Origin of the sequence: Thermobacillus sp. (assembly GCF_003390775.1) — a bacterium.
Lineage (GTDB): Bacteria > Bacillota > Bacilli > Paenibacillales > Paenibacillaceae > Thermobacillus > Thermobacillus xylanilyticus.
The window spans coordinates 21452-33235 of the sequence record NZ_QEWA01000042.1; the positions used below are offsets into that span (position 1 = coordinate 21452).

The 11784-nt window shown below is 62.8% G+C and carries 8 protein-coding genes and 1 pseudogene; 6 read left to right on the top strand and 3 right to left on the bottom strand.

What is annotated here, in order from left to right; genetic code table 11:
• Positions 1-39 precede the first annotated feature (39 nt).
• Positions 40-846 (bottom strand): AraC family transcriptional regulator, encoded by an 807-nt coding sequence (locus tag C6W55_RS12240; RefSeq protein ID WP_015255607.1) that lies wholly within the window; start codon positions 844-846, stop codon positions 40-42.
• 124 nt (positions 847-970) lie between these two features.
• On the opposite strand from C6W55_RS12240, the gene C6W55_RS12245 reads away from it, so the two are divergent.
• The 3 genes and pseudogenes from C6W55_RS12245 (at position 971) to C6W55_RS12255 (ending at position 5482) form a co-directional block, all read left to right on the top strand.
• Positions 971-3085 (top strand): alpha-glucuronidase family glycosyl hydrolase, encoded by a 2115-nt coding sequence (locus tag C6W55_RS12245; protein ID WP_286892808.1) that lies wholly within the window; start codon positions 971-973, stop codon positions 3083-3085.
• A gap of 58 nt (positions 3086-3143) precedes the next feature.
• A pseudogene (locus C6W55_RS12250) lies at positions 3144-4317 on the top strand (Gfo/Idh/MocA family protein).
• Positions 4318-4477: 160 nt separating this feature from the next.
• Positions 4478-5482 (top strand): endo-1,4-beta-xylanase, encoded by a 1005-nt coding sequence (locus C6W55_RS12255; protein WP_286892809.1) that lies wholly within the window; start codon positions 4478-4480, stop codon positions 5480-5482.
• A 97-nt stretch (positions 5483-5579) separates the two neighbouring features.
• On the opposite strand, the gene C6W55_RS12260 is transcribed toward C6W55_RS12255, so the two are convergent.
• On the bottom strand, positions 5580-6380 hold the full coding sequence (locus C6W55_RS12260) for a helix-turn-helix domain-containing protein (RefSeq protein WP_286892810.1): 801 nt from the start codon (positions 6378-6380) through the stop codon (positions 5580-5582).
• A gap of 171 nt (positions 6381-6551) precedes the next feature.
• On the opposite strand from C6W55_RS12260, the gene C6W55_RS12265 reads away from it, so the two are divergent.
• Both C6W55_RS12265 and C6W55_RS12270 read left to right on the top strand, forming a co-directional pair.
• On the top strand, positions 6552-8036 hold the full coding sequence (locus C6W55_RS12265) for an alpha-N-arabinofuranosidase (RefSeq protein ID WP_015255602.1): 1485 nt from the start codon (positions 6552-6554) through the stop codon (positions 8034-8036).
• 7 nt (positions 8037-8043) lie between these two features.
• Complete coding sequence (locus tag C6W55_RS12270) at positions 8044-8334, top strand: DUF6171 family protein (RefSeq protein WP_213485760.1); 291 nt, start codon at positions 8044-8046, stop codon at positions 8332-8334.
• Positions 8335-8638: 304 nt separating this feature from the next.
• Here C6W55_RS12270 and C6W55_RS12275 read toward each other — a convergent pair whose 3' ends face one another.
• Positions 8639-10033 carry an MFS transporter gene (locus C6W55_RS12275; protein WP_286892812.1) on the bottom strand — a complete coding sequence of 465 codons (1395 nt, stop codon included), beginning with the start codon at positions 10031-10033 and terminating at the stop codon, positions 8639-8641.
• A gap of 392 nt (positions 10034-10425) precedes the next feature.
• On the opposite strand from C6W55_RS12275, the gene C6W55_RS12285 reads away from it, so the two are divergent.
• On the top strand, positions 10426-11649 hold the full coding sequence (locus C6W55_RS12285; RefSeq protein WP_286892813.1) for a winged helix-turn-helix domain-containing protein: 1224 nt from the start codon (positions 10426-10428) through the stop codon (positions 11647-11649).
• Positions 11650-11784 lie beyond the last annotated feature (135 nt).

Sequence of the window (11784 nt, forward strand, 5' to 3'; positions counted from 1 at the left end):
ACGGAACGCTTCGGCGTTCTGTTTTTACGATATAAGAGTTTAAATTTTTTCAGGCGTCCATCCCTTCGCTGCGATGGAAGAAGGCGGGTAGCCTTTGACCGCTTTGAACACGTTGCTGAAGTACGCGACGTCCTTGAAGCCGCATCGTTCGGCCACTTCGCTGACAGTGAAGCCGCCGGCGGCGAGCATCGCTTCGGCGTTGTTGACGCGGATCGTGTTCAGGAACGCGCGGAAGGAAACGCCGGTCTGCTGTTTGAACAGCCGGCCGAGATAGACCGGGTGCAGGCCCGCGAGCTCTGCCAGCCGGCCGATGTCGAGATCTTCGGCGTAGTTCTCGGCGAGGTAGGCCTTCATCCGCTCGATGCGCGGATCGGGGGCCAGATCTTCCGTCCGGTGCAGCGCCGTGACGAGCAGCCGGTGGAGGATCAGAAGAAACTGGCCGCGCGCCTGCATTTTGTATCCGGGCTGCTTGCTCATCCAGATCTGGTTGAACGCCTTGATCTGCTCCAGCAGCGGTCCCGTAAGCCGGAACTTCGTGATGGTCGCAAGCGGCAGCCGGGTCTCGTTGTTCGGGGGCAGCCACAGAAAATTGAACGCGTAGGAATGCATCGGCGAGTCGGCATAGGTATGCGCTTCACGAATCGACCCCGGCGGAATGTAGATCAGGTTGCCGGCTTCGGCGGTATGTTTTACGCCGTTGACGTAGTAGTCGGCCTTGCCGCCGACGACGAAGGTCAGGTCATGGAAATCGATCGGCCTCCGGATGATTTTCCAGTCGGGGTAACAGCGCCGGTCGACAAAGAGCACCACTTCGGGCACCAGATGATCGTATTGGGACAATGCCATGGGCACTGAGCCTCCTTCGTTCGGCTTGCTGACGCGTTCATGTGCGGAATACGGATCGAAGCAATGGTTCCTGCAACTATCCTATCACGGGTCATGACTAAGCGTACATAAGGAGGATTCATTCATGTCCGTCGCGAACGCAACTTCCGATACCGGTTACGATGCCTGGCTCCGGTATGACCGATTGCCGGCGGGGCAGGCCGGGGTGCTGACCGGCTGGTGCCGCCGGATCGTGATGCCGGAGCGGGAAGGTCTGTTCCACACCGTTCGGCGCGAATTGACGACGGCGCTGGCGTCGCTGCTCGGCATCGAGCCGGTCGTCACGGATGTGCTCGACGCGGATGCGGATGCAACGGACACGCCCGGCGCGGGGCGGGCGCTGGTCGTCGCGACGGCGGAACGCGCCGCCGGCCTCGGGCTGCTTGCCGGAGAAGAAGCCGGGGCATTGCATGCGGATGGTTTCGTCATCCGAACCGTCCGCCGGGGAGACGTCCGGGCGGTGCTGCTGGCGGGCGGCACGGCGCGCGGGCTGCTGTACGGCGCATTCCATTTTCTCCGGCTCGCGTCCATCGGCAGCCTGAACGATCGCGCTCTCGAGCAACTGGATATCGCGGATCGCCCGCGCAATCCGCTGCGCATGATCAATCATTGGGACAATATGGATGGCAGCATCGAGCGGGGTTACGCGGGGAAATCCATTTTCTTCCGTGATGGAAAATTTATTGCGGACAAGACGCGCGTCCGCGATTATGCCCGGCTGCTCGCATCGATCGGCATCAACGCGCTGACGATCAACAACGTCAACGTGCATGAAACGGAAACGAAGCTGATCACGGACGAACTGCTGCCCGATGTCGCGGCGACGGCCGACATTTTCCGCGAATACGGCATCCGGCTCATGCTCAGCATCAACTTCGCCGCTCCGATCCAGGCCGGCGGCCTGCCGACGGCGGATCCGCTCGATCCGGCGGTGCGCGCGTGGTGGCGCGAGCGCGCGGCGGCCATCTTCCGCCGGATTCCGGACTTCGGCGGCTTCCTCGTGAAGGCCGATTCCGAATTTCGGCCGGGGCCGTTCACCTACGGCCGGGACCACGCGGACGGCGCGAACATGCTGGCCGAGGCGCTGGAACCGTTCGGCGGCATCGTCATCTGGCGCTGTTTCGTCTACAACTGCCTGCAGGACTGGCGCGACCGGACGACGGACCGGGCGAAGGCGGCGTATGACCATTTCGTGCCGCTCGACGGCCGCTTCAAGGACAATGTGCTGCTGCAGATCAAGAACGGGCCGATGGATTTCCAGGTGCGCGAGCCCGTGTCGCCGCTGTTCGGGGGCCTCACGCGGACGAACCAGATGCTCGAGCTGCAGATTACGCAGGAGTACACGGGCCAGCAGCGCCACCTCTGCTACCTGGTGCCGCAATGGAAGGAAGTGCTCGATTTCGACACTTATGCCTGCGGCGAAGGGACGACCGTGGCGCGCATCGCAAGCGGCAGCGCGTTCGGTCGCGAGACGGGCGGCATCGCGGGCGTCTCCAACATCGGCGACGATCCGAACTGGACCGGCCATCTGCTGGCGCAGGCGAATCTGTACGGATTCGGCCGGCTGGCGTGGAATCCGGAGCTGTCCGCGGAAGACATCACCGATGAATGGGTGCGGCTGACGTTCGGCGGCGATCCCGAGACGGTCCGCACGATTGCGGAGATGCTGCTGGACTCCTGGCGCATTTACGAGAACTATACGGCGCCGCTCGGCGTCGGCTGGATGGTCAATCCCGGACACCACTACGGTCCGAACGTCGACGGATACGAATATTCGAAGTGGGGGACGTACCACTTCGCCGACTGCCTCGGCATCGGCGTCGACCGGACGGTGAAGACGGGGACGGGCTTTACGGCCCAGTACCACAAGCCGCACTCCGAGATCTATGAATCGCTTGAGCAGTGCCCGGATGAACTGCTGCTGTTCTTCCACCATGTGCCGTACACGCACCGGCTGCATTCCGGCAAGACGGTGATCCAGCATATCTACGACACGCATTTCGAGGGCGCCGAGCAGGCCCGCGGGCTGGTGGAGCGGTGGTCCGGCCTGAAGGGCCGGATCGATACCGGCCGGTTCCTGCAAGTGTTGAGACGGCTTGAGGAGCAGGCGGAACACGCGAAGGAATGGCGCGACGTCATCAACACCTATTTCTGGCGGAAATCCGGCATACCGGATGCGCGCGGGCGCAAGATCTATTGAAGGGCGCCGCGCGCATGTTCGCCGATTGTCCATACGCCGCCCCAAGGAGGATGAGAACATGTCGGCCAACCGTCCCGTCCGCGTCGCGTTGATCGGCTGCGGCGCGATCGCTCCGGCGCATGTCGAAGCTTGTGCATCATTTCCCGGGCAATGGGAGATTGTCGCCTTGTGCGACATTGTGCCGGAAAAAGCCGAAGCGCTCAAAGCCCGCTTCGGGCTCGAGCAGGCTGTCGTGGCAGATCATGCGGAGAAATTGCTCGATCTCGACTTCGATCTCGCGTCCGTCTGCACGCCGCCCTACACGCATGCGGAACTCGCCATTCTGTTCCTGCGTGCGGGACGGCACGTCATCGTCGAGAAGCCGATGGCGGCTTCGCTGGAGGAATGCGACCGGATGCTGGCCGCCGCGGCGGACAGCGGCAAGGTGTTGTCGGTCATTGCCCAGAACCGGTTCCGCACGCCGCTCATGAAGCTGAAGCGGATGCTGGCTTCCGGTCTCGCCGGCAAACTGCTGCATGTGCAGGTCGATTCCCATTGGTGGCGGGGCTACAGCTACTACGATCTCTGGTGGCGCGGCACATGGGAGAAGGAGGGCGGCGGCTGCACGATCAATCACGCCGTTCATCATATCGACGCGATGCTCTGGATGGCCGGCATGCCCGTGGAAGTGCAGGCGTACCTTGCGAACACGGCGCATGACAACGCGGAAGTGGAGGATCTGTCCGTCGCGATTTTCCGCTATGCGGACGGGGCGCTCGGCCAGCTCACCAGCTCCGTCGTCCATCACGGCGAGGAACAGCAGCTTGTCTTCCAATGCAGCGGCGCACGCATCTCGGCGCCCTGGCGGCCGAAGGCCGGCATCGCGAAGCCGAACGGCTTCCCGGAGCCGAATCCGGAGCTGGAACGGAAGCTTCAGGAAGCTTATGACGCCATTCCGGATCTTGAGCACGAAGGCCACGCCGGACAATACGCCGATGTGCTGAACGCGATCCGGACCAGCGGGAAGCCGCTGATCGGCGGCGAGGACGGACGGCGGACGCTCGAGTTCATCACCGCCGTCTACAAAGCGGGCGCGACGGGTCCAGGCGGTCCGGCTGCCGCTTGCGCCGGACGATCCGTTCTACACCCGCGAAGGAATTCTGGCCCGGGCGGTGAAGTTTTACGAGAAGAAACGCTCGGTCGAAGGTTTTGCGCCATCCGGCGACATTACGACCGGCAGCGATTACCGATAACGGGCGCCGCGGCATGCCGAAGAACAACGGTATGCCGCGGCAGTGTACCGCATGAAGGTTGAGCGCATGGGGAACCCGGCCGCATGCGACGCCCGGCAGTCCGGGTTGCGGATGCGGCTGTGAAATCCTGTCAATCAACAATCAGCGAGGTGAACCGGGCATGGCCGAACTTAAACTGTGGGAAGTTTTCAAGGACGACTTCGACATCGGCGCGGCGGTGAACGTCCGGACGGTGGACAGCGCGGCGGAACTGCTCAGGGCGCAGTACAACAGCATCACGGCGGAGAACGAAATGAAGCCCATTAATACGCAGCCGTCTGAAGGCGTTTTCACCTTCGAGCAGGCGGACAAGATTGCCGATTTCGCCGCGAAGCACGGCAAGAAGCTGCGCGGACACACGCTCGTCTGGCACAACCAGACGCCGGACTGGTTCTTCGAAGCGCCCGACGGCGGTCCCGCCGACAAGGAGACGCTGCTCCGGCGCATGCGCGACCACATCCATGCGGTGGCGGGCCGGTACAAAGGGCGGACCTACTGTTGGGATGTCGTGAACGAAGCGGTCGCCGACGAAGGCGAACAGTGGCTGCGGGCGTCGAAATGGCACGACATGGTCGGGCCGGAATTCATCGTCCGCGCGTTCGAGTACGCGCACGAGGCCGATCCCGACGCGCTGCTGTTCTACAACGACTACAACGAATGCAATCCCGCGAAGCGCGACAAGATCATCCGCCTCGTGAAATGGCTCAAAGAGCAGGGCGCGCCGATCCACGGCATCGGCATGCAGGGGCACTACAATCTGGCGTCGCCGTCCATCGCCGAGGTGCGCGAGGCGATCGAGAAGTACGCCGAGCTCGGCCTGGTCATTCATGTGACGGAACTGGACATGTCCGTCTACGCCTGGGATGACCGGCGAACCGATCTGCTCGAGCCGACGGCGGAAATGGTGGAGCGGCAGGCGGAGCTGTACGAGCAGCTGTTCTCGCTTTACCGCGAATACCGGGACGTCATCCGCAGCGTCACGTTCTGGGGCGCGGCGGACGATTATACGTGGCTCAGTTATTTCCCGGTGCGCGGGCGGCGCAACTGGCCGCTGCTGTTCGACGCGCAGCACCGGCCGAAGGAGGCGTTCCGGCGCGTCGTGCGGACGGCGGGCGCTGAAGCTTGAGCCGGCGGAAACCGGCAATCGCAGCCGGTCTGTTCCGGAGAAACGGACGGACCAGCTGTTCCCGTTCCGCGGGCTCAGATTCGTGAGCACCGCCGCGTTACGCCCGGACGGTTGTTTTTGCCCTTCCGGAGCGGAATTCGCCGGGCGTGAGGCCGATGTACTTCTTGAACTGCCGCATGAAGTGGACGTCGTTCTCGTATCCGCACTGTGCGGCGATGTCGCGGATGCTGTCGGACGTGTTTTTCAGCCGGTACATCGCGTATTCGAGCCGGTTGTGGATGATGTCGTTCATGACGGAGATGCCGAACAGTTCTTTGTACAGCTTCTGGAAATAGGACCGGCTCATGTTGACGCGGGCCGCCAGATCGCCGATCGTCCAGGCGACGGACGGGTTGCTGTATATGTCGTTGCGCAGCGACACGAGCAGATCGTAATATTTGCTGACCGGCTTGTTCGGCTCGATCCGGTTGCGGATGTCGCTGAGCTTCATGAGAAGGCAACGGACGGTCGCGTCGATGATCTCGTCCCGGTACAGCCCGTTCTGGACCAGCGATTCCTGGATTTCGCTCACTTTCCGCGACACATATACCGGTTCATGCACCTTCATCGGCGTGTCCAGCGGCAGATTCAGTTTCCGGCAGAACGTCTCGACATCCTCGCCGTCAAAATGGAACCAGTCGTGCACCATCGGCTGTTCGATGTCATGGTAGTATTGCCGGCTTCCTTTGCGGTAAATGATGCAGGTGTTCTTGTCCGTCAGGAAGCGCTCTCCCCGCGCTTCGACGCACATGCGGCTGCGGAAGAACAGGAACAGATAATCGCCCGAGCCGTGCGGCCGGTCGATGACGATGCCATCCGGATGGACGACGTTGTAGCCGCACCGGTTCATCTGGAACATCGCGCCACCGCCTTGAAGACGAAAGATCAGTTATTGATTATGATAGATCATTTCACCAATGCGATCAAACCTTTACAATGATTAGTGAAGACAAGAGTCGCGGGGATTCGAATATGAGAGTTGCACGGCCCGCGGAAGATAATCTTTCAGCAAAATGAAGGAGCGATGAACGTGGCAAGCCGGGTAGTCGTAAACGCCGACAGGGTGAAGGGCACGATCAACCGCAACATTTACGGCCATTTCTCGGAACATCTCGGGCGATGCATCTACGAAGGGCTGTGGGTCGGAGAAGATTCGCCGATTCCGAATACGAACGGGATCCGAAACGACGTGCTCGAGGCGCTGAAGCAGATGAAAATTCCGGTCCTCCGCTGGCCGGGCGGCTGCTTCGCGGACGAATACCATTGGAAAGACGGCGTCGGCCCGCGGGAGAAGCGGAAGCGGATGGTGAACACGCACTGGGGCGGCGTCATCGAGAACAACCATTTCGGCACACACGAATTCATGATGCTGTGCGAGCTGCTCGGCTGCGAACCGTACATCAGCGGCAACGTGGGCAGCGGCACCGTGCAGGAAATGTCCGAATGGGTCGAGTACATTACGTTCGACGGCGAATCGCCGATGGCGAACTGGCGCAGGGAGAACGGACGGGAGAAGCCGTGGCGCATCAAGTATTGGGGCGTCGGCAACGAGAACTGGGGCTGCGGCGGCAACATGCGCGCGGAATATTACGCCGATCTGTACCGCCAGTTTCAGACGTATCTGCGCAACTACGGCGACAACAAGCTGCACAAGATTGCGTGCGGCGCGAACACGGCCGACTACCATTGGACGGAAGTGCTGATGAAGCAGGCCGCGCCGTTCATGCACGGGCTGTCGCTGCACTATTACACCGTTCCGGGCCCCTGGGAGAAGAAAGGACCCGCGACCGGCTTCACGACGGACGAATGGTGGGTCACGCTGAAGAAGGCGCTGTTCATGGACGAGCTCGTCACGAAGCATTCGGCCATCATGGACGTCTACGATCCGGACAAGCGGATCGATCTGATCGTGGACGAATGGGGCACGTGGTATGACGTCGAACCGGGCACGAATCCGGGCTTCCTGTATCAGCAGAACTCGATCCGCGACGCGCTTGTCGCGGGCGCGACGCTGCACATTTTCCACCGCCATTGCGACCGCGTCCGGATGGCGAACATCGCCCAGCTCGTCAACGTGCTGCAATCCGTCATCCTGACGGAGGGCGAGCGGATGCTGCTGACGCCGACCTACCATGTGTTCAACATGTTCAAGGTGCATCAGGATGCGGAACTGCTCGATACATGGGAGTCTGTGGAGCGCACGGGTCCGGAAGGCGAGCTGCCGAAGGTATCGGTCTCCGCTTCCCGCGCGGCGGACGGCAAGATCCACATCAGTCTGTGCAATCTGGACTTCGAGACCGGAGCAAGCGTGGACATCGAGCTGCGCGGCCTGAACGGCGGCGTGAGCGCAACCGGCACGACGCTGACGTCGGACCGCATCGACGGGCACAACACGTTCGACGAGCCCGAGCGGGTGAAACCGGCCCCGTTCCGCGACTTCAAACTCGAGGGCGGGCGCCTGAACGCATCGCTGCCGCCGATGTCCGTAACGGTGCTTGAGCTGACGGCGGGGTGAGCGGCGGATGACGGCGGAACGCCCGTGCAGAGGCTGCAGGTCTGACGCGCACGTGTCGGAAGAACGCATCCGGGCGATGCTCGCCGCGCCGATGTTCGCGGAATCAAGCGGGCTGTGCGTGCCGGACGACGTCTATGAGATGCGGCTGGACCTCTGCCGGTCCTGTCCGAAGCTGATTGGCGGCCATACATGCGCGGTCTGCGGCTGCATCGTTCCGATCGTCGCGAAGCTGAAAGACCGCGCCTGCCCGGCTCCCGGCGCGCCGCGCTGGACGCGGTACACGGAAGCTGGGGCGTGAGCCGGCGGTGCGAGGGGGAGAGAGCTTTATCCGGGCGCTGTGTCGGTTGCGGCACGTGGACGTGTGTGTGAATCGGGCGGTGCGCGGGGTCGCTTCCGGTGGAGTTGCAGATTTTGCAGCTCCGCTTTTTAATGGGTTTATGTGCAGGCATACAGGGGAGATGGGCCGACCCTATCGCCTCTAACGGCACGAAGTGCCGTTAACGGGTGGCCGGACCGGGCACGGGGCCGAATTAACGGCACGTGGTGCCGTTAGAGCGCCCACGCCCCCGGGTGCCGGCCCGCTCCAACGGCGCACGGCGCCGTCAGAGCCCGCTGACAGAGCGGTTTGGCCGCGCCGCCATCTTCGGCCGGCGCTCCAGCCGGACATACGCCAGCAGGCCGGTCATCGCGATCAACAGCGCGAGCAGCAGGTAGACCGCGCCGTAAGTCGACGGTTGGACAAGCGCAAAGGCGTTCAGGCCGCTCAGATCGAACTCGATCAGCTTGCTGACGATGGCGCCGCTGATTGCGCCCGACAGGAAGTTGACCAGGTTGTACATGCCCATGCCGACGCCGGACTGTTCCCGCGGGAGCGTGGACGACACCGACTTCGCCATCGCCGTCTGCACGAACGTGAACGGCGCGTTGATCAGCGGCAGGAGGAGCGCGATGACCCAGGCGTCCGCGGCGGACAGCAGCGAGAGCGCCAGCATGCCGGCGCCGATGAAGCCGAGCGCGACGAAGAGCGCGAACCGGGTGCCGCGCCGGTCGACGAGGCCGCCGCCGAACCGGCCGAGCAGCGCCGCCGACATCGCGCCCGGGAACAGGACGAAGCCGATGGCCTGCGCGCCCAGTCCGTGGCCTTCCGGGTTGCCGAGCATCATCGGCGTCATCAGGAACAGGCCGAAGACCGCGAACAAGGCGGAGAAACTGACGATCAGCCCGCAGGTGTAATCCGCGTTGCGGAAAAGCGAAAGCTGGACGAACGGATGCGGCGCCTTCCGCGAACGGATGACGAACAGCGCGGCGAGCGCGGCCGATCCGAGCAGATACCAGCCGTTCCACTGCGTGACGGACAGCATGAGCAGCGTGACCGCGGCGCCGAGCAGACCGGCGCCGTACCAGTCGACCTGCCCGCCGTCCCTCACCGGCTCATCGGGCAGGGCGCGGCGGATGAACGGCAGCGCCACGGGCGCCAGCAGCGAGACGAGGAACATGCCCGACCAATGGAACTGGCCGGCGATGAATCCGCCGACGATCGGTCCGATCCCCGCCGAGAAGGCGAGCGTCGACGCGATCGTGCCCATGACGCGGCCGCGGCGCTCCGGCGGGTAGAAGCGGATCGGGATGAGCATGACCAGCGCCGGGACACAGGAAGCGCCCGCCGCCTGAATAACGCGCGCGGTGAGCAGCATCGCATAGCTGTCGGCAAACACGCCGATGGCGGAACCCGAGGCGAACGCAAGCAGGCCGACCGTGATGAGCCGCTTGAGCGGCAGCCGGTCGGCCAGTTTGCCGAACAGGAGCGAGCCCAGCGCGTACAGGACGGAATAGATGGTTGCGACCCAGCTTACGGCCGACGACGGGAGCCGGAACTCGCCGGCGATGGAAGGCAGGGCAACGTTGAACATGGTGGCGTTCATGACCGAGAAGAACAGCACGAAGCTCAGGGCATAGACCAGACGGCCGGACGACGGGGCGGATGCCGGTCGATTCATCAGGATTCTCCTTTCATTTCGGGGGCTTCCGGTTCGCCTTCGGCTCGAACTTCAGGCACGGCTGCCCGGAAGATGAATAGACCACGGCGCTCGGCATCATATGGGTTTTGAACTCATAGGCTCTGCAGCCGCGGGGGAAATCGGGATCCCAGGTGACGAAATAGTGGCGGCACTGAAAGCAATTGATTTTTCTGTCCACGGACAAGGACGACCGCTCCTTTCCGCTCTCTCTCCTTCGCTATTGTAAATCAACCCGATCCGCGAGACAAACATTTGTTCCGTTTGCGAGCACAATGACAAGAACAAATGTTCCCGAAATCATTGAACAACCTATCCAACAAATGGTACCCTTGTATTATCGTGAGATCTGCAATGGTGAAGGGGAGTGCCGAATGGAACGGGTGATCACGCGCCGGAAGGCCGGACAATTTCTGCTGGTCCGCCACGGTCTGGCCGGGGAATGGCGCTACGAGGGGAAAGAAGGGGCCATGGCCTGGCTCCGGATGGTCCGATGCCTGCAATTCGACCCGCTCAATGTCGTGGGCTACAACCCGCATCTGGTGCTGCAATCCCGGATCAGGGGATACCGGCCGGAGATGCTCGACGAGCTGCTGTACCAAGACCGGCTGCTGTTCGACGGCTGGGACAAGAACATGTCCATTCTGCTGACGGAAGACTGGCCCTGCTTCGCCCGCCGGCGGCAGACGGCGCGAGCCCGGATGCTTCAAAATCCGAAGATCGCCGAACTGGCGCCGCTCGTGATCAGACGGCTGGAGGAGCGGGGGCCGTTGTCATCGGCGGATCTGGAGTTTCACGAGAAGATCGACTGGCCGTGGGCGCCCGCCCGTCTGTCCCGCGCGGTGCTGGAAAGCCTGTTCTTCGCCGGCGAAGTGATCATCCACCACAAAGAAGGGGCGCGTAAAATTTACGACCTGAGCCGCCGCCATCTGCCGGCCGATGTGCCGGACGCCGACGATCCGAACCCGACGGAAGACGAACACCACGACTGGCATGTGCTCCGCCGAATCGGCGCCATCGGCATGCTCTGGAACAAGTCCGGGGACGCCTGGCTCGGCATCGCCGGGATGAAAAGCGGACAGCGGACGGCATCGTTCGAGCGTCTGCACCAAAGCGGCCGGATCTGCAAGGTAATCGTTGAAGGTCTGGAGAAGCACCCGCTTTACGTGAAGGCGGAGGACATGCCCCTCCTGGACGAGGTGATCCGGAACGGGACCGGCGGGCCGGACAGGGCGAGCATGCTGGCGCCGCTCGACAATCTGCTCTGGGATCGCCGGCTCATCCTCGAACTGTTCGGGTTCGATTACCGCTGGGAAGTGTACAAGCCCGCCGCCGGGCGGCGGTACGGTTATTATGTGCTGCCGGTCGTGTACGGGGACCGGTTCATCGGGCGGATCGAACCGGTGCTGGACCGGAGCCGGCGCAGGCTGATCATCCGCGGCTGGTGGCCGGAGACCGGCGTTGAGCCTGCGGATGATCTGAGGATTAGCCTGGCGGACTGCATTCGCCGGTTCACGGCCTTCACCGGAGCGGATCTTGCGCAGTTGGACGAGACCGCCGCGACGGCGGCCGATATGCGGAAATGGCTTCAGATTTGAGGCTGCCGGTACCATCCGGCGGCTTCTTCATTTTTGTCACAAATTCGCCATGCCACGATGCCAGGAAGTTTAGATAGAATCCCCTCATCCGGCTGAACTATAATGAACGCGGAGAGGTTCCCGGCCGGGGTTCCT

Coding starts and splice junctions, on each gene's coding strand:
- C6W55_RS12240 (WP_015255607.1), bottom strand. CDS start 846: ATGGCATTGTCCCAATACGATCATCTGGTGCCCGAAGTGGTGCTCTTT.
- C6W55_RS12245 (WP_286892808.1), top strand. CDS start 971: ATGTCCGTCGCGAACGCAACTTCCGATACCGGTTACGATGCCTGGCTC.
- C6W55_RS12255 (WP_286892809.1), top strand. CDS start 4,478: ATGGCCGAACTTAAACTGTGGGAAGTTTTCAAGGACGACTTCGACATC.
- C6W55_RS12260 (WP_286892810.1), bottom strand. CDS start 6,380: ATGTTCCAGATGAACCGGTGCGGCTACAACGTCGTCCATCCGGATGGC.
- C6W55_RS12270 (WP_213485760.1), top strand. CDS start 8,044: ATGACGGCGGAACGCCCGTGCAGAGGCTGCAGGTCTGACGCGCACGTG.
- C6W55_RS12275 (WP_286892812.1), bottom strand. CDS start 10,033: ATGAATCGACCGGCATCCGCCCCGTCGTCCGGCCGTCTGGTCTATGCC.
- C6W55_RS12285 (WP_286892813.1), top strand. CDS start 10,426: ATGGAACGGGTGATCACGCGCCGGAAGGCCGGACAATTTCTGCTGGTC.